17 protein-coding genes are annotated in these 18,446 nt (G+C 54.3%); 13 read left to right on the top strand and 4 right to left on the bottom strand.

Features of this window, described 5'->3' with window-relative positions:
• Window positions 1-49: 49 nt before the first annotated feature.
• The 3 genes from ACOTZF_RS21880 to ACOTZF_RS21870 are packed head-to-tail and all read left to right on the top strand — an operon-like array spanning window position 50 to window position 3,518.
• Window positions 50-688: a YjbF family lipoprotein gene (locus ACOTZF_RS21880; RefSeq protein WP_013095035.1), complete on the top strand. Its 639-nt coding sequence runs from the start codon at window positions 50-52 to the stop codon at window positions 686-688.
• Window positions 685-1,422 (top strand): capsule biosynthesis GfcC D2 domain-containing protein, encoded by a 738-nt coding sequence (locus tag ACOTZF_RS21875; protein WP_072200518.1) that lies wholly within the window; start codon window positions 685-687, stop codon window positions 1,420-1,422. The genes ACOTZF_RS21880 and ACOTZF_RS21875 overlap by 4 nt, the downstream gene beginning before the upstream one ends.
• Window positions 1,422-3,518 (top strand): YjbH domain-containing protein, encoded by a 2,097-nt coding sequence (locus ACOTZF_RS21870; protein WP_029882648.1) that lies wholly within the window; start codon window positions 1,422-1,424, stop codon window positions 3,516-3,518. The genes ACOTZF_RS21875 and ACOTZF_RS21870 overlap by 1 nt, the downstream gene beginning before the upstream one ends.
• Before the next feature lie 77 nt (window positions 3,519-3,595).
• Here ACOTZF_RS21870 and ACOTZF_RS21865 read toward each other — a convergent pair whose 3' ends face one another.
• Window positions 3,596-4,048 carry an acyltransferase gene (locus tag ACOTZF_RS21865; protein ID WP_129317932.1) on the bottom strand — a complete coding sequence of 151 codons (453 nt, stop codon included), beginning with the start codon at window positions 4,046-4,048 and terminating at the stop codon, window positions 3,596-3,598.
• 96 nt (window positions 4,049-4,144) lie between these two features.
• Here ACOTZF_RS21865 and psiE point away from each other — a divergent pair, with 96 nt between their 5' ends.
• The 5 genes from psiE to ACOTZF_RS21840 all read left to right on the top strand — a co-directional run bounded on the left by psiE (window position 4,145) and on the right by ACOTZF_RS21840 (window position 9,044).
• The gene (gene psiE, locus ACOTZF_RS21860; protein WP_000202963.1) at window positions 4,145-4,555 is read left to right on the top strand and encodes a phosphate-starvation-inducible protein PsiE; all 411 of its coding nucleotides are present in this window, start codon (window positions 4,145-4,147) and stop codon (window positions 4,553-4,555) included.
• A 146-nt stretch (window positions 4,556-4,701) separates the two neighbouring features.
• Window positions 4,702-6,396 carry a PTS transporter subunit EIIC gene (locus ACOTZF_RS21855; RefSeq protein ID WP_114519487.1) on the top strand — a complete coding sequence of 565 codons (1,695 nt, stop codon included), beginning with the start codon at window positions 4,702-4,704 and terminating at the stop codon, window positions 6,394-6,396.
• On the top strand, window positions 6,393-7,436 hold the full coding sequence (locus tag ACOTZF_RS21850) for an oxidoreductase (protein WP_129317933.1): 1,044 nt from the start codon (window positions 6,393-6,395) through the stop codon (window positions 7,434-7,436). The genes ACOTZF_RS21855 and ACOTZF_RS21850 overlap by 4 nt, the downstream gene beginning before the upstream one ends.
• Before the next feature lie 2 nt (window positions 7,437-7,438).
• Complete coding sequence (locus tag ACOTZF_RS21845; protein WP_045294813.1) at window positions 7,439-8,299, top strand: hypothetical protein; 861 nt, start codon at window positions 7,439-7,441, stop codon at window positions 8,297-8,299.
• A 40-nt stretch (window positions 8,300-8,339) separates the two neighbouring features.
• On the top strand, window positions 8,340-9,044 hold the full coding sequence (locus ACOTZF_RS21840) for a GntR family transcriptional regulator (protein ID WP_029882653.1): 705 nt from the start codon (window positions 8,340-8,342) through the stop codon (window positions 9,042-9,044).
• Window positions 9,045-9,147: 103 nt separating this feature from the next.
• Here the strand turns inward: ACOTZF_RS21840 and malG are convergent, their stop codons facing one another.
• The 3 genes from malG to malE all read right to left on the bottom strand — a co-directional run bounded on the left by malG (window position 9,148) and on the right by malE (window position 12,913).
• Entirely contained in the window at window positions 9,148-10,038 is an 891-nt protein-coding gene (gene malG / locus ACOTZF_RS21835; protein WP_013095043.1) for a maltose ABC transporter permease MalG, read from the bottom strand.
• Between the two features lie 14 nt (window positions 10,039-10,052).
• Window positions 10,053-11,597, bottom strand: coding sequence for a maltose ABC transporter permease MalF (gene malF, locus ACOTZF_RS21830; protein ID WP_129252132.1), 1,545 nt, complete (start codon window positions 11,595-11,597; stop codon window positions 10,053-10,055).
• Window positions 11,598-11,722: 125 nt separating this feature from the next.
• A complete protein-coding gene (malE, locus tag ACOTZF_RS21825) occupies window positions 11,723-12,913 on the bottom strand; it encodes a maltose/maltodextrin ABC transporter substrate-binding protein MalE (RefSeq protein ID WP_014830274.1) in 1,191 nt (396 codons plus the stop codon).
• 371 nt (window positions 12,914-13,284) lie between these two features.
• On the opposite strand from malE, the gene malK reads away from it, so the two are divergent.
• The 5 genes from malK to ubiA all read left to right on the top strand — a co-directional run bounded on the left by malK (window position 13,285) and on the right by ubiA (window position 18,427).
• Window positions 13,285-14,394: a maltose/maltodextrin ABC transporter ATP-binding protein MalK gene (gene malK, locus ACOTZF_RS21820; RefSeq protein ID WP_008500080.1), complete on the top strand. Its 1,110-nt coding sequence runs from the start codon at window positions 13,285-13,287 to the stop codon at window positions 14,392-14,394.
• Window positions 14,395-14,465: 71 nt separating this feature from the next.
• The gene (locus ACOTZF_RS21815; protein WP_038980815.1) at window positions 14,466-15,809 is read left to right on the top strand and encodes a maltoporin; all 1,344 of its coding nucleotides are present in this window, start codon (window positions 14,466-14,468) and stop codon (window positions 15,807-15,809) included.
• Window positions 15,810-15,921: 112 nt separating this feature from the next.
• Window positions 15,922-16,866, top strand: coding sequence for a maltose operon protein MalM (malM, locus tag ACOTZF_RS21810; protein WP_038980816.1), 945 nt, complete (start codon window positions 15,922-15,924; stop codon window positions 16,864-16,866).
• A 180-nt stretch (window positions 16,867-17,046) separates the two neighbouring features.
• The gene (gene ubiC / locus ACOTZF_RS21805) at window positions 17,047-17,544 is read left to right on the top strand and encodes a chorismate lyase (protein WP_013095049.1); all 498 of its coding nucleotides are present in this window, start codon (window positions 17,047-17,049) and stop codon (window positions 17,542-17,544) included.
• Window positions 17,545-17,557: 13 nt separating this feature from the next.
• Complete coding sequence (ubiA, locus tag ACOTZF_RS21800; RefSeq protein WP_013095050.1) at window positions 17,558-18,427, top strand: 4-hydroxybenzoate octaprenyltransferase; 870 nt, start codon at window positions 17,558-17,560, stop codon at window positions 18,425-18,427.
• Window positions 18,428-18,446 lie beyond the last annotated feature (19 nt).

Raw genomic sequence — 18,446 nt, 5'->3', positions numbered from 1 at the left:
ATCATAACCACACTTCGGTGTGGTTATTTCGCCCCTTCGGAGAAGAGTCGTGAAGCGACCTGCAATCATCCTGATTTGCCTGCTGTTGCAGGCGTGCTCGGCCACCACCAAAGGGCTGGGCAACTCACTGTGGGACAGCATATTCGGTACGCCGGGTGTGCATTTGACCGATGATGAACTTCAGAACATGCCGTATGCCAGCCAGTACATGCAGCTCAACGATGGTCCGCAACTGTTTGTGGTGCTCGCTTTCGATGAAAACGGGCAGCAGAAATGGGTGACGCAGGATCAGGCCACCATCGTGACGCAACATAGCCGTATTGTGAAAACCCTGCTCGGTGGCGATAACCTTCTTGAGGTCAACAACCTTGCGGCCGATCCGCTCAGCAAACCGAACCAGATCACCGACGGGGCAAGCTGGACGCGGACAATGGGCTGGACGGAACACAAGCAGGTGCGTTACGCCACCGCCCGCTCTACCTTCCGCTGGGACGGTACGGACAGCGTCAGGGTAGGCAGCGACGAAACCCGGGTTCGCGTACTGGATGAAGAGGTCACGACCGATCGGGCAACATGGCATAACCGTTTCTGGGTGGATGATGAAGGGCAGATCCGCCAGTCCCTGCAATATTTGGGTGCCGGATTCTTCCCGGTTAAAACCACGCTGATCAAGGCCGCGAAATCATGAAAACACTTATTCGCGTTGCGCTGATCGCAAGCTTTGCCACACCGCTCGCCTGGTCTGCCGGGACGGTGAAGGTCTACACGCCGGACAGCACGCAGCCCAAAACGTTAACGAACGCCGGCCACCTGATTGATCTCGTCGGCCAGCCAAGGCTGGCAAACAGCTGGTGGACAGGTGCGGTGATCGCTGAGCGGCAGGCAACGGTGGCGGCGGAACAAAAGCACAAGGCGCTGCTCGCCAGATTAACGGGGTTAGCAGAGCAGGAAGACGGCGACGATGCGGCAGCCATTAACAGCCTTCGCCAACAGCTTCTGGCGCTGAAGGTTACCGGAAGACAAAACATCAATCTCGATCCGGATGAAGTCCGCGTGACGGAAAAAGGTAATCCGGCTCTGGAGGGAGATTACACGCTCTGGCTCCCGGCGCAGCCTTCCACCATCACGGTGATGGGGCTTATCAGCAGCCCGGGTAAAAAACCGTTTACTCCTGGCCGCGACGTGGCGAGCTATCTCGACGAGCAGAGCCTGCTAAGTGGTGCGGATAACAGCTACGCCTGGGTGATTTATCCTGACGGGAACACGCAAAAGGCGCCGGTTGCCTACTGGAACAAGCGGCATGTCGAACCCATGCCAGGCAGCATCATTTTTGTCGGTTTTGCCGACCATTTCTGGACGAAGGCATATGACGGGCTGAATGCCGATATCCTTCATTCCCTGACACAGCGGATACCGGAATAATGAAAAAGACCTATCTCTACAGCATGCTGGCACTGTGTGTGAGTGCCGCCTGTCATGCAGAAACGTATCCGGCACCCATTGGCCCGTCTCAGTCAGACTTCGGTGGCGTCGGTTTACTGCAAACCCCTACCGCGCGTATGGCGCGAGAAGGGGAAATCAGCCTTAACTATCGTGATAACGACCAGTACCGCTACTATTCTGCATCCGTACAGCTGTTCCCATGGCTCGAAACCACGCTGCGCTACACCGACGTACGAACGAAACAGTACAGCAGCGTGGACGCGTTTTCGGGCGATCAGACCTACAAAGATAAAGCCTTCGATCTCAAACTGCGCCTGTGGGAAGAGAGCTACTGGATGCCGCAGGTTTCCGTGGGGGCCAAAGATATCGGCGGTACCGGCCTGTTCGACGCGGAGTACATTGTCGCCAGTAAGGCCTGGGGGCCATTTGACTTCTCGCTGGGGCTTGGCTGGGGCTATCTCGGCACCAGCGGCAACGTGAAAAACCCGTTCTGCACCTACAGCGACAAATTCTGCTATCGCGACAACAGCTATCAGAAAGCGGGTTCCATTAACGGTGATCAGATGTTCCACGGTCCGGCTGCCCTGTTTGGCGGCGTGGAGTATCAGACGCCGTGGCAGCCGCTGCGCCTGAAGCTGGAGTACGAAGGTAACGACTACTCGCAAGAGTTCGCCGGAAAGATTGAGCAAAAGAGCAAGTTTAACGTCGGCGCCATTTACCGCGTCACCGATTGGGCCGACGTTAACCTCAGCTACGAGCGCGGCAACACCGTGATGTTTGGCTTTACGCTGCGTACTAACTTTAACGACATGCGGCCGCACTATAACGACAACGCGCGGCCTGCGTACCAGCCGGAGCCGCAGGATGCCATTCTGCAGCACTCCGTGGTGGCCAACCAACTGACGCTGCTGAAGTACAACGCCGGTCTGGCGGATCCGAAAATCCAGGTGAAAGGCGATACGCTGTACGTGACCGGTGAGCAGGTGAAATACCGCGACTCGCGGGAAGGGATCGAACGTGCTAACCGGATCATCATGAACGATCTGCCGGAGGGGATCCGCACGATCCGCGTAACGGAGAACCGCCTGAACCTGCCGCAGGTGACGACGGAAACGGACGTGGCCAGTTTGAAGCGCCATCTGGAGGGCGAGCCGCTGGGTCATGAAACCGAGCTGGTACAAAAACGCGTTGAGCCAATCGTGCCGGAGACGACCGAGCAGGGCTGGTATATCGATAAATCGCGCTTCGATTTCCACATCGACCCGGTGCTAAACCAGTCTGTCGGCGGGCCGGAAAACTTCTACATGTACCAGTTGGGCGTGATGGCAACGGCGGATCTGTGGGTGACCGACCACCTGCTGACCACCGGCAGCCTGTTCGGCAACATTGCCAACAACTACGACAAGTTCAACTACACTAACCCGCCGAACGACTCGAAGCTGCCGCGCGTGCGTACCCGCGTGCGTGAGTACGTGCAGAACGATGCCTACGTAAACAACCTGCAGGCCAACTACTTCCAGTACTTCGGCAATGGCTTCTACGGCCAGGTCTACGGCGGTTATCTGGAAACCATGTATGGCGGCGCGGGGGCGGAAGTGCTTTATCGTCCGGTGGACAGCAACTGGGCGTTTGGTATTGATGCTAACTACGTTAAACAGCGTGACTGGCGCAGCGCGCAGGACATGATGAAGTTCACCGACTATAGCGTGAAAACCGGCCACCTGACGGCCTACTGGACACCGTCGTTCGCCCAGGACGTGCTGGTGAAAGCCAGCGTGGGCCAGTACCTGGCGGGCGATAAGGGCGGCACGCTGGATATCTCCAAACACTTCGACAGCGGAGTGGTGGTGGGTGGTTACGCCACCATCACCAACGTCTCGCCGGACGAATACGGGGAAGGGGACTTCACCAAAGGGGTGTATGTGTCGATTCCGCTGGATCTGTTCTCATCCGGTCCAACCCGCAGCCGTGCGGCCATTGGCTGGACGCCGCTGACACGCGACGGGGGCCAGCAGCTGGGGCGTAAGTTCCAGCTGTATGACATGACCAGTGATAAGAACATTAACTTCCGCTGATGCTTCACGCCGGGCGGCACTGCGTTTGCCCGGCCTACGATTTTGTAGGCCCGGTAAGCGCAGCGCCACCGGGCGAATCAAAGACGGCGCAGCAGCCTCGCCGGGTTTCCCGCATAAACGCCTTTCTCGGTGATGGATTTGGTCACCACGCTCCCCGCACCAATCACCACCCCGTCGCAGATGGAGACCGCCAGGATGGTCGCCCCGCTGCCTATCGACACATCATTTCCCACAGTAATGCGTCCCCAGCTGTTCCGGTCAGCATTGGGTTTGCCGTCGCGAAATATATCGTTGGCAAACATCACCCCATGGCCAATGAAACAGCGTTCGCCCAGGGTGACGTACTCGCAAATGAAGGTGTGGGACTGAATTTTGCTCTCGTCGCCAATGCGCGTATTGCCCTGAATTTCAACAAACGGGCCGATAAACACACCGTTGCCAAGCACGCAGTCATAGAGATTGCAGGGCTCATACAGGGTGACATTTTCACCACAGGTTACGTTGCGAACCCCGGTAGGTCTGCGCTCCATTCGTTACCTCCGTACATAAAACATAATTAAAAAATATAGATCCACGTCACATTTTTGCGTTATACAGGAACCTCGCCCTGGAGAATGAGGTGCTGTATGACATCCCTGACTCGCCCGCGCGTTGAGTTCATCTCAACTATCCTCCAGACCGTGCTCAACCTCGGTCTGCTGAGCCTTGGCCTGATCCTGGTCGTCTTTTTGGGTAAAGAGACGGTGCATCTGGCGGATGTACTGTTCGCCCCCGAGCAAACCAGCAAATATGCGCTGGTGGAAGGCCTGGTGGTCTACTTTCTCTACTTTGAATTTATCGCCCTGATTGTGAAGTATTTCCAGTCAGGCTTTCACTTCCCGCTGCGCTATTTTGTCTACATTGGGATCACCGCGATAGTGCGGCTGATCATCGTCGATCATAAATCTCCCCTTGATGTGCTGATCTACTCGGCGGCGATCCTGCTGCTGGTGATCACGCTCTGGTTGTGTAATTCGAAGCGGCTGAAGCGCGAATAGGCGCTCTGACGCGGAAGAGATGCGGTCAAAATGTGATCTATATAGATTTAATTTAAAACTATATAGTTTTAAATGTGTGGCAGTTCAGGCATACGCTGTACTGAAATTAACTGCCACATACTTAATCTATTCGACAGGTGATCTGCATGGCCCACTCTTCAATACTGGAGCGGATAACTGACGTCTCGCAAAAGCTGGCATCAGAAGTCCATCTTCGAAGTCTACGGGACAGTTTTATTATTACTGTTCCGTTCCTTGTCCTGGCTGGACTCTTCATCATGCTTAATTATGTTTTTCTCGATCCGAAAGGCATATTGAGCGGTCTGTTATCCACTGACACCCTGGTACAGCTACGCAATATTGGCGAGCGCGTTCTTAACGGAACAATGAATATTTTATCGCTGATGCTGGTGATATTAATTGCGTATCATATTGCCAGTAAGAAAAAACACCCTACGCCAGTTATTCCCGCTATGGTTGCGCTGGCGGTGTTTTATGCATTAATGCCCATTGAAACCGTGCAAACCCTGGCCGATGGTCAGCAGGTTCGGCTTACCGGGATGGTCTCCTATGGCAGTACCAATGCTGGCGGTGTCTTTCTGGCAATACTGACGGCGGTGTTATCAACAAATCTTTTTTTATGGATTTCGAAAAATAAAAAATTACAGATCCGGCTCGGAGATGATGTGCCTTCCATGGTGGTACAATCCTTCCAGTCGATGTTTTCAATTATGCTAACCGTCGCTATTTTCGCGCTGGTTGCATTTAGCGTTAATCTTTTCCTTCATACTGAAATCCCGGCGCTGATTCAGCATCTCATCCAGGCGCCGCTGGTACATTTAACGACTAATTTATCCGGTTTTCTGGTGTTAACGACCCTGACAAATCTTCTCTTTTCGTTGGGGATACATCCGGGTGGGATTATTAATCCCATTCTTGAACCTCCCTTGCTGGTAGCGATGCAGGAGAACATGTCCGCCTTTGCCAGCGGGCAGATCCCACCCCATATTATCGTTCTGCCATTTCGCGATCTGTATGGTCATATGGGAGGAACCGGGAGCACGCTGGCCCTGCTGCTGGCAGTGTTTGTTCGAAGCCATATGTCCAGCCACCGTAACTTTTCCAGAACGGTGATTGCCCCAGGCATTTTTAATATTAACGAGCCGGTCATTTTTGGTTTCCCGGTGCTCTACAACCCGTTAATGATGATCCCTTTTATCCTCTATCCGCAGATTAATTTCACGATCGCGTACTTTGCAACCGCCTGGGGATGGGTCTCAAAAATTGTTGCCTACGTTCCCTGGTCAGTGCCTCCGCTTATTTCTGGCTGGCTCGGATCCGGCGGTGATTTTCGTAATGTCATTTTGCAGATCCTGCTATTAGCGCTTGGGGTCGTAATCTATTTACCTTTTCTAACCGCCTATGAGCGTTCGTTAATCAAACGCAGCAATGAAACGATAATTAACACTCTCGCCTCTGAGTCAGAAATAACGCCGCAGGAGGACAATGATATTCATCGGTTGGATGGGAAAACCATTATTCTGGCCTGCAATGAAGGCATGTCGACCTCTTTGATGGCCAGCAAAATGCGAAAATATTGCGAAAGTCAGAATTGTACACTCAACGTGTATGCCGTGAATGCAGGTAAACTGGTCGATGAATATAAAAACGCCCAGCTTATATTGCTGGGTCCGCAAATCGCGTATCTCCAGGAAACCATTCTTCAGGATATCAATCACCACTGCCCGGTGATCCCCCTTGACCCTCAGCACTTCAGCAAACTTGATGGACCGGCGGTAATTCATGCCGCCCTGCCATACTTTAAAAAGGAATCCGTATGATTAACTGCGCCTATATTGGCTTTGGTAAAAGCGCCACGCGCTATCATCTCCCTTATGTTTTATGCCGCAAGGATAAATACAACGTAAAGCGTATTTATGATATTGCGCGTAAGCCAGAGGTTGAAGCGCAGCCGCACTATCAACACATCTGTTTTACCTCCCGGCTGCAGGATATTCTGGAAGACAATACGCTTCAGCTGGTGGTTATCTGCACCCATCCTGATAGCCATTTTGAGTATGCCCGGCTATGTCTGGCACATGGCAAAAACGTGCTGGTCGAGAAACCTTTTACAACCACCCCAGAAGAAGCGAAAACGCTGTTTGCTCTGGCGAGAGAAAAGGGCTTAACCGTCTCTCCGTTTCAGAACCGACGTTTTGATAGCTGTTATTTGACCATGAAACAGGCGATTGAGAGCGGTAAACTGGGGGAAATTGTCGAGATCGAAAGCCATTTTGACTATTTTCGCCCGGCGTCGGAAACCTGTCCCGGCAGTTATTTCGACGGCGCGTTTTATGGCCTTGGCGTGCATACGCTCGATCAAATTATCGCCCTGCTGGGGCGTCCGCAGCAGGTCGGGTACCATCTTCAGCGCCAGAGAAACCCGCTCAACCCTGACGACGCCTTCACCGTTCACCTCTATTACCCGAAGACGACCGCGATCGTGAAAACCAGCCATCTGGTGAAAATACCCTCGCCGAGATTCACGGTACACGGTACGCGAGGCTCGTTTATTCGCTATGGTATCGACCAGCAGGAAACCAGCCTGAAGGCGGGCATTATGCCAGGGGACCCAGGGTTTGGTGAAGATCGTGAATGCGCGGTGCTGGAGTATATCGATGACGCAGGATTTTCTGTCCGGGAGGAACTGTCGGCGGTACCCGGCGACTACGGACGCGTTTATGACGCGCTTTACGACACACTCTCCTCAGGCAAGGCCAACTATGTCAGCGAGCAAGAAGCGTTAACCAATCTCGACATTTTGCAAAAGGCATTTCAACAGCCAACGCCTGCCATCGTTTCTCCCGAAGAGGAGGCGTAAAGATGAAACGGCTTCTGAATTGCCGGGCCAGCGACTTTCGTGGCCCCATTACCGGCGATAGCTTACGAGATGCCATCAGCGCCAGCGAAGGGCGCGTCATTATGGCCGAAATTGCCGTGCAGGCGCCCCCGCTATTTGCAGAGGTGACGAATGCGGAATTGTTGTGTGCGTTTGGCGCCGACCTTCTGCTGCTCAAGGGGATCCATTTTCAGCGGCCCGCATTGAACGGCGGAGAAGAACGTTTTGGCGCCGATCCTGTCAGCCAGGTGAAATGCCTGACGGGGCGTTTAACAGGCGTCAATTTTGAAGTCCTGCCCGCAGACGATCTCTCCAGCCCCGGCGCTTTTCTGCCTGCGCATCTGGAGGCAGTGCGGCATGCGGATTTTTACTGCCTGACCGGCTATGACAAGCCCGGGGTGACGGCCGGGCGTATGTGTCAGGCGATAGCGGCGCTCAGGGCGCAAACCGATAAACTGATTCTGGCCGCGAAATTTTATACTTCTGGTCTGGCGCAACCCCAGGAGTATGCTGGCTATATCAGTGCAGGCGCAGATGGCGCTATCTTTTCGGCACCAGGCGGATGCCGGGGGGCATCGGAAGGACGCGTCAGCCACATTGCGCAGGCAGTGCAGTCGCTGGGAGGGCTTGCCATCACCACGCTGAGCAGTAGTCAGGAAGGTGCGGATTGTGCTACGGTGCGCGACATTGGCCTGGCCAGTAAACGTTGCGGTAGCGACATGCATAATTTTGGCGACGCAGGGGTGGCAGGCATGGCCGACCCGGAAGCGCTGAATGCCTTATCTCTCGCTATCCGTGGCCGACGGCACACCTGGGTGCGTATGGCTGCATCCCTGTCTCGTTAATTTGAGTCGGCCCTGTAAGGGGCCGTTTGCGGAGAGCGTTATGCCTAAGTATATGGAGATCTACCATGAAGTGCGGCGGCGCATTATGGTGGGCATCTATGCTCCCGACAAAAAATTGCCCGAAGGGGCAAGGCTCGCCGCTGAATTTGGATGTAGCGAGCTAACCATCACCAAAGCGCTGGATTTGCTCGTCCGCGAGGGACTGGTGCTGCGCAAGCGTGGGCTAGGCTCGTTTGTTAAGCGCCAGGTTTCTGCGGCAAGCAACTCACACCTGATAGGCACCGCGCAGCGCTGCGCCACTCAGGGGAAAACCCTTACCACTCGCGTGCAGTTATATACCGCCGTGCCTGCCTCTGCCGATATCGCGCAAAAATTGCAAATCCCTGAGGGTGAACTGGTGCATGAAATCCACAGGGTACGCGTCATAGCGGAGATCCCTTCCATCGTGGAGTACACATGGATGCCTGTCGCGCTGTTTCCTCGTCTGGCTCTGAGCCATGTTCAGCATTCCATTTACGCGTACATTACCCATGAACTGGGGTGTACCGTCCATAGCGCACATATGAAAGTCACCGGGCGAAACGCCAGCGAGCAGGAAAGGGTGTGGCTGGAGCTGACCGAACCCACCACGCTTATTCAGGTGGAGCAGACGGCATTTCTCGATAACGGCAAGCTGTTTGAATACTCCTGCGCCCGCCATCTCTGGCATACCTTTAACTTTGAGACTGACTTTGTGCGTGTCTGACCCATAAAAAAATGGCGCTCCGAAGAGCGCCTAACAACAGTCACAAGTTGGGTTAATACAATACGTCTAAAGTTGAGGGTTGCAGTGGCATAACAGATGAAACTTAACCTTTCACACCGCCCGCCGTCAGGCCGTTGACCAGCCAGCGCTGCGCCAGCAGGAACACCACGGTAATCGGGATGGCAGAGAGTACGGCCGCCGCGGCAAAGTCGCCCCACAGGTAGTTTTGCGGGTTGAGGTATTGCTGCATACCCACGGCCAGGGTGTAACTATTCACATCACGCAGTAACAGAGACGCGACCGGCACTTCGGTGATGGCGGCGATAAACGACAGGATAAACACCACCGCCAGGATAGGCACCGACAGCGGCAGCAGAACCAGACGGAACGCCTGCCATGGTGTCGCGCCATCCAGCGCCGCCGCTTCTTCCAGCGAGCCGTCGATGGTTTCGAAATAACCTTTGATGGTCCACACATGCAGGGCGATACCGCCAAGATAGGCGAAGATCACGCCGCCGTGGGTGTTCAGGCCGATAAACGGCACATACTGGCCCAGGCGGTCAAACAAGGCATACAACGCGACCAGAGACAGTACCGCCGGGAACATCTGGAAAATCAGCATCCCTTTCAGCAGTGAGGCCTTGCCCGGGAACTTCATACGGGCGAAGGCGTACGCACAGGTGGTGGAGAGCGTCACAATGCCGATCGCGGTGATGGTCGCCACTTTCACCGAGTTCCAGAGCCACAGCAGTACCGGGAACGGCGGCGGGGTAACGCGGCCATCGGCATGCTCTACGCTGAAGCCCAGCGCAAGCTTCCAGTGCTCCCAGGAGATTTCGTCCGGGATCAGGCTGCCGGTAGCGAAGTTACCCGAACGCAGGGAGATGGCGATGACCATCAGCAGCGGGAACATGATCGCCGCAATAAAAATCAGCAGCCCTAAATGTGTCGCCAGGAGGCGCAGTTTCTGAGATTTGGGTTGTACCATAGCCATGATCGATGCCCTCCTTAGTCAAATTTCATACGTGTGGCTTTCAGGTTCACTATCGCCAGCGCGCCAACCAGCAGGAAGATCAGGGTGGCAATCGCTGCCGCCAGACCAAAGTCCTGACCGCCACCGCCTTCAAAGGCGATGCGATAGGTGTAGCTCACGAGCAGATCGGTATAGCCGGCTGGCGTGGTGGTACCGAGACGATCCGGGCCACCGTTGGTCAACAGCTGAATCAGCACGAAGTTGTTAAAGTTGAAGGCAAAGCTGGCAATCATCAGCGGAGTCAGCGGCTTGATGAGCAGCGGCAGCGTAATCTTAAAGAAGTTCTGGAACGGACCTGCGCCATCCATTGCCGAGGCTTCGTACAGGTCGTCCGGGATAGCCTTCAGCAGGCCCATGCACAGGATCATCATGTACGGATAACCCAGCCAGGTGTTGACGATGATAATCATCGAACGGGCGGTGGTCGGGTCGCTGAACCAGGCCGGTTTGATGCCGAACAGCGCGCTCAGCATCATGTTGATTTCACCGAAGCTCTGGTTAAACAGCCCTTTGAAAATCAGAATTGAGATAAACGACGGTACGGCATACGGCAGGATCAGCAGCACGCGGTAGATCGCTTTGCCTTTCAGGGCTTCCCACTGCACGAGGCAGGCCAGCACCATACCCACGGCAACGGTCAGGAGTACCGTCAATACGGAGAAGATTACCGTCCAGACGAAGATAGCAAAGAACGGCTTCTGGATCCCTTCGTCGGTAAACACGCGGGTAAAGTTGTCCCAGCCGATAGTCACGGTATAGCCCGGGCTGAGTTTGTCATCGCCCCAGCTGCCGTCGGCGTTTACAGACTGATAGAAACCAATATCGTTGTTCGGACGGTACTTCACGCCGCTCTGGTTATTCGTCAGCGTGCCGTCATCCGCCAGGGTATAGAGTGGCTGCGTGCCGGAAAACTGGCGCAGCGAGCTCATGGTCACTTTGCTTTCATCTGGCAGCACGGCGGTGAGCTGAGTCAGCGCCTGACGGTTCTGGGTAATGATACGCAGGTTAGCGCGTTCGCCTTCCGGCAGGGCAGGGGCCTCTTTTAAGGCCAGCTTCTGCTCGCCGCCAAATTTGAAAGCATCGGAAATATAGGTTTTGCCGCTCTCGCCGTCAGTCAGTGCTAATTTCCATTCGTCACCCGCAGGATACAAACCAAAGTTGAAGGTCTTTCCTGCCTGATAAGAACGATCCAGAAGCACCTGAGTGGCGCGCTCTTGTGCGAGCTGGTTGGTGCTGCTGTAGTTAGTGAATGCGATAGCGATAGTACAGATCAGCGGGAACAGGACAAACAGCCCCATCCCGGCCACGCCCGGATAGACATAACGCCAGGCATACGCCTTACGGTTGGCGAAAATATACAGGCCAGCAGAGCTTAAAATCAGCGTCATGATGGCGAACAGATATTCCCCTTGTACGTACATTAAAACAACAAGGTAACCCACCAGCAGACAGAGCAGACCGATCGCTGACCACTTCAGCACGTCGCTTTGCCACCAATGTTTCTTTTTAATGACATCCATGGGGTTCTTCCTCTACAACGTTTGATCTTTTCTCCCTCTCCTGGGGGAGAGGGCCGGGGTGAGGGCGTGCGGATAGCGACAACCCTCACCCTAACCCTCTCCCAGAGGGAGAGGGGACTACGGTATTACTTAGTAATACGACCCTGCGCATCTTTCAGCGCGGCATCGACAGTCTGACGACCGCTTGCGGCGTTAATTACCGCAGTACGGGTGGCATACCAGAACGCGGCCATCTGTGGGATGTTCGGCATGATTTCGCCTTTCTGGGCGTTATCCATGGTTGCCGCGATACGTGGGTCTTTTGCCAGCTGATCCTGGAAGGATTTCAGCGCAACGGCACCCAGCGGTTTGTCCTTGTTCACTTCATCCAGACCCTGATCGGTCAGCAGGTAGTTTTCGAGGAACTCTTTCGCCAGCTCTTTGTTCGGGCTGGCGGCGTTGATACCTGCGCTCAGCACGCCAACAAACGGTTTAGACGGCTTGCCGTTGAAGGTTGGCAGCAGCGTCACGCCATAGTTGATTTTGCTCTTGTCGATGTTGGTCCAGGCCCACGGACCGTTGATGGTCATCGCGGTTTCGCCTTTGTTGAACGCCGCTTCCGCGATGGAGTAATCGGTATCCGCGTTCATGTGTTTGTTCTTGATCAGATCGACCAGGAAGGTCAGACCCGCTTTCGCACCCGCGTTGTCCACGCCCACGTCTTTGACGTCATATTTGCCGTTTTCAAACTTGAACGCGTAACCGCCATCGGCAGCAATCAGCGGCCAGGTGAAGTACGGCTCCTGCAGGTTGAACATCAGCGCGCTCTTACCTTTCGCTTTCAGCTCTTTATCCAGTTTCGGGATCTCTTCCCAGGTTTTCGGCGGGTTAGGCACCAGGTCTTTGTTATAAATCAGAGACAGGGCTTCCACTGCAATGGGATAAGCGATCAGCTTGCCGTTATAGCGAACGGCGTCCCAGGTGAACGGGAACAGTTTGTCCTGGAAGGCTTTATCAGGCGTGACTTCCGCCAGCAGGCCGGATTGTGCATAACCCCCGAAACGGTCATGCGCCCAGAAGATGATGTCCGGGCCGTCACCGGTTGCCGCAACCTGCGGGAATTTCTCTTCCAGCTTGTCCGGGTGTTCTACGGTGACTTTGATACCGGTGTCTTTTTCGAATTTTTTACCCACTTCGGCCAGGCCGTTATAGCCTTTGTCGCCGTTAATCCAGATAACCAGCTTACCTTCTTCAATTTTGGCGAGAGCCGGTGCGGAAATCATCATTGCTGCAAGGGCGGACAATGCGAAAACGCGTGCGCCAGTCTTGATCTTCATATCTGCCATCCTTTTTTGGTGATGTGCTCGTGGATACATAAGGTGGTTCAACGTCACTCAGTCTCCTTATTTGACATCCTCTTTCCATCCTCCCAACCCCTACGCCCCACCCCCGGTTTGTGTGATCTGTGTTGCATAAATTTAAGTTATGAGTGCTGGCGCACATAAAAACACGCTGAATTTTGCAGGTGGCTTCACGAATTTTGCCTCAGCCCGCCAGCTGCGGTCGCAGAGCCTGCTCTCTCATCCTCCCGCCTCCTCCCCCATAAAAAAGCCGGGGGGTGGAGGATTCGCGAAAGTAATGGATACCCCATAGTGAACTTATCTTGAATGTTTCTGTCGGTGACAGGTTGTAACGAAGGGAGAAGGGCATGGCGAGCGTACAGCTGCGTAATGTAACGAAAGCCTGGGGCGACGTAGTGGTGTCAAAAGACATCAATCTCGACATCCATGAAGGTGAATTCGTGGTGTTTGTTGGCCCATCTGGCTGCGGTAAATCAACTCTGCTGCGTATGATTGCCGGTCTTGAAACCATCACCAGCGGTGATTTGCTGATTGGTGATACCCGAATGAACGACATTCCGCCTGCCGAACGTGGCGTTGGCATGGTGTTCCAGTCTTATGCACTTTATCCCCATCTCTCCGTCGCCGAGAACATGTCCTTTGGCCTGAAGCTGGCGGGGGCGAAAAAAGAGGTGATTAACCAGCGCGTCACGCAGGTGGCAGAAGTGTTACAGCTGGCACACCTGCTGGAGCGTAAACCGAAGGCGCTTTCCGGTGGTCAGCGTCAGCGCGTCGCGATTGGCCGTACGCTGGTTGCCGAACCACGCGTCTTCCTGCTGGATGAACCGCTTTCTAACCTGGATGCCGCGCTGCGCGTCCAGATGCGTATCGAAATCTCCCGTCTGCATAAACGTCTTGGCCGCACGATGATTTACGTCACCCACGATCAGGTCGAAGCGATGACGCTGGCTGACAAAATTGTGGTGCTGGACGCAGGCCGCGTGGCACAGGTGGGTAAACCGCTGGAGCTGTATCACTATCCGGCAGACCGCTTTGTTGCGGGCTTTATTGGCTCGCCAAAGATGAACTTCCTGCCCGTCAAAGTCACGGCGACAGCCATTGAACAGGTACAGGTGGAGTTGCCAAACCGTCAGCAAGTCTGGCTGCCGGTCGACAGCGCCAACGTACAGGTGGGGGCCAACATGTCCCTCGGTATTCGTCCTGAGCATTTACTGCCGAGCCACATCGCCGATGTGACGCTGGAAGGTGAAGTTCAGGTCGTCGAACAACTTGGTCACGAAACACAGATTCATATCCAGATCCCCGCCATCCGTCAGAACCTGGTCTACCGCCAGAATGACGTGGTGTTGGTAGAAGAGGGTGCCACATTCGCTATCGGTTTGCCGCCAGAGCGTTGCCATCTGTTCCGCGAGGATGGCACTGCATGTCGTCGGCTGCACAAAGAGCCAGGCGTTTAAGCAATCCCAAAAGAAGACACGAAACCGACAGGTCAAGTGTTCAAAGAAAAGCAATGATCTCAGGAGATAGAATGATGATTACTCTGCGCAAACTTCCTCTGGCAGTTGCCGTCGCAGCGGGCGTAATGTCTGCTCAGGCACTGGCCGTGGATTTCCATGGTTATGCTCGTTCCGGTATCGGCTGGACCGGGAGTGGTGGTGAACAACAATGTTTCCAGGCAACCGGTGCTCAAAGTAAATACCGTCTCGGTAACGAATGTGAAACGTATGCTGAGCTGAAACTGGGCCAGGAAGTGTGGAAAGAGGGCGACAAGAGCTTCTATTTCGACACTAACGTAGCGTATTCCGTGGCGCAGCAGAACGACTGGGAAGGTACAGACCCGGCATTCCGTGAAGCTAACGTGCAGGGTAAAAACCTGATTGAGTGGCTGCCAGGCTCCACCATCTGGGCCGGTAAGCGTTTCTATCAACGTCATGACGTCCACATGATCGACTTCTACTACTGGGATATTTCTGGTCCTGGTGCAGGTCTGGAAAACATCGACGTCGGTTTCGGTAAACTCTCTCTGGCAGCGACGCGTTCTTCTGAAGCGGGTGGCTCTTCCTCCTTCGCCAGCAACAGCATTTACGACTACACCACCCGTACAGCAAACGACGTGTTTGACGTCCGTTTAGCTCAAATGGAAATCAACCCAGGCGGTACTCTGGAATTGGGTGTTGACTATGGCCGTGCTAACCCACGTGATGACTATCGCCTGGTTGACGGTGCATCTAAAGATGGCTGGATGTTCACTGCTGAACACACCCAGAGCATGTTGAAAGGCTACAACAAGTTTGTTGTTCAGTATGCAACTGACTCTATGACTTCTCAGGGTAAAGGCCTTTCTCAGGGGGCTGGTGTAGGCATCGATAGTAATAGCGGCTTTGCCTATGACATCAATAATAACGGTAGTTTGCTGCGTATCCTCGACCACGGGGCGATCTCTTTGGGCGATCGTTGGGACCTGATGTATGTCGGTATGTATCAGGATATCGACTGGGATAACAACAACGGTACCAAGTGGTGGACTGTGGGCGTACGTCCAATGTTCAAATGGACGCCAATCATGAGTACCTTACTGGAAGTGGGTTACGACAACGTCAAATCCCAGGAGACTGGCGAAACGAACAACCAGTACAAAATCACCCTAGCGCAACAGTGGCAAGCTGGCGACAGCATTTGGTCACGCCCAGCAATCCGCGTCTTCGCAACCTATGCCAAGTGGGATGAAAAATGGGGCTACGACTACACCGGTAACCCTTCCAACAACGCAAACTTCGGTAAAGCAGTCAAAGATGGCTTTAACGGTGGTTCCTTCGGCCGTGGCGACAACGATGAGTGGTCCTTCGGCGCCCAGATGGAAATCTGGTGGTAAACCCGTCTTAATCTGACGTAATGACCAAACTGAGGGGCGCAAGCCCCTCAATCCTTGGGACGGCGCGCTATTGCCTGGCTACCGCTGACCTGTGCATTTTGAGGTGATAACAATGAAAATGAACAAAACTCTCCTTGCCCTTTGCTTATCCGCAGGGCTGCTGGCAAGCGTGCCTGCAGTGACGCTCGCCAATGTGAATTTCGTCCCGCAAAATACGGCGTCTGCACCTGCTATTCCGACAGCGGCATTGCAGCAGTTAAGCTGGATCCCCGTAGATCAATCTAAAACGCAGACGACCCAGCTTTCAACGGGTGGACAGCAGCTCAACGTCTCCGGCATCACGGGGCCGGTTGCCGCTTACAGCGTGCCAGCTAATATTGGTGAACTGGCGATTACACTGACCAGTGAAGTAAACAAACAAACGAGCGTATTTGCACCTAATGTTCTGATCCTCGATCAGAACATGACTCCTTCTGCTTTCTTCCCGAGTGAATATTTTACCTATCAGGAACCGGGCGTAATGAGCGCCGACCGTCTGGAAGGTGTTATGCGTCTCACGCCTGCGCTGGGTCAACAAAAACTCTATGTGCTGGTCTTTACCACCGAGCAAGATCTGCAGAAAACGACCAAACTACTTGACCCAGCTAAAGCTTATGCCAAAGGCACCGGCAATGCGGTTCCGGATATTCCAGACCCGATTGCACGTCATGTCACCGATGGCACGTTAAAGCTGAAAGTGAAAACCAATAGTGGGTCCAGCGTTCTGGTCGGCCCACTGTTTGGCTCCTCCGGTACCGGGCCTGTCACCGTTGGGAATACCGCTGCACCTGTTTATACCGCGCCAGCGGCTACGGCAGCCGCGACCGCAGCCCCAGCTCCGGCGAAGAAAGCTGAGCCGGTACTGAACGACACCGAAGAATACTTCAACAACGCCATTAAGCAGGCGGTGAAGCGCGGCGATGTCGATAAAGCGCTGAAACTGCTTGATGAAGCCGAACGTTTAGGTTCAACCACTGCCCGTTCCACCTTTATCAGCAGTGTAAAAGGCAAGGGGTAACCGTTTCCCCACAGTGCTGATTTGTTAGTAGTTTAGTGCGCCTGAGTGGGCGCACTTTTTTTCGTGCCGCTCGCGCTGTTGCACCATTGTTGCGATAGTGATCGCTAAATAACGTTTGACCGCCCTCAATGCGCTTTTCTGCGATACAATGCCATTACGTTATGTATCGGAGAGTCCGGCATGTCACACCCTGCGCTAACGCAACTGCGTTCGCTGCGCTATTTCGACCAAATACCTGCGCTTGACCCGCAGCAGCTTGACTGGTTGCTGCTGGAAGATTCCATGACTAAACGTTTTGAGCAACAGGGCAAGACGGTTACGGTGACGATGATTCAGGAAGGGTTTGTCACCTCTGCTGACATTGCCAGTGAGCTGCCGCTGTTACCAAAAGAAGAACGCTACTGGTTGCGTGAAATTCTGCTCTGCGCGGATGGTGAGCCGTGGCTCGCCGGACGAACCGTGGTGCCTGAATCCACCCTTTCCGGGCCAGAGCTGGCACTGCAACGGCTGGGAAATACCCCGCTCGGGCGGTATCTTTTTACCTCGTCTGAACTTACCCGTGATTTTATTGAAATTGGACGCGATGCCGAACTGTGGGGACGTCGTTCCCGTCTTCGCCTGAGCGGTAAACCGTTAATACTGACGGAGCTTTTTTTACCGGCATCGCCGTTGTACTGAGAGGAAGAAAAAAATGGAGTGGAGCCTGACGCAGAACAAGCTGCTGGCCTATCACCGCTTAATGCGTACCGATAAACCCATCGGCGCGCTACTGCTGTTGTGGCCGACATTATGGGCGCTATGGGTGGCGACGCCGGGCGTTCCACCGCTGTGGATCCTGGGCGTGTTTGTGGCCGGTGTCTGGCTGATGCGTGCGGCGGGCTGTGTGGTCAATGACTACGCCGATCGTAAATTCGACGGACATGTGAAACGGACAGCCAATCGTCCGTTACCCAGCGGGCAGGTCACAGAGAAAGAGGCCCGCGTGCTGTTTATCGTGCTGGTGCTGCTCTCCTTCCTGCTGGTGTTAACCCTCAACACCATGACCATCCTGCTTTCCGTTGCGGCCCTCGCGCTGGCATGGGTCTACCCGTTTATGAAACGCTATACCCATCTGCCGCAGGTGGTGCTCGGCGCGGCGTTTGGCTGGTCGATCCCAATGGCGTTTGCGGCGGTCAGCGAGTCGGTACCGCTGAGCTGCTGGCTGATGTTCCTGGCGAACATTCTCTGGGCCGTGGCTTATGACACGCAATATGCGATGGTTGACCGCGATGACGATCTGAAAATTGGCATTAAATCGACCGCCATTCTGTTTGGTCGTCACGACAAGCTGATTATCGGTATCCTGCAGGTCGCCGTGCTGGCGCTGATGGTGGCGATTGGTCGCCTGAACGGGCTCAACTGGGAGTTTTACTGGTCAGTGCTGGTGGCGGGGCTGCTGTTTGCTTATCAGCAAAAGCTGATCGCAAAGCGTGAGCGTGACGCCTGTTTTAAAGCGTTTATGAATAATAACTACGTGGGCCTGGTGCTGTTCCTGGGGCTGGCGATGAGCTATTTTGGCTGAAAAAAAGCCCGGTGACGCT

It is taken from the genome of Enterobacter cloacae complex sp. SHL021, from assembly GCF_049237765.1.
In the GTDB taxonomy this organism is placed as follows: Bacteria; Pseudomonadota; Gammaproteobacteria; order Enterobacterales; family Enterobacteriaceae; genus Enterobacter; species Enterobacter cloacae.
This window is presented reverse-complemented; position numbering and strand designations above follow the sequence as displayed.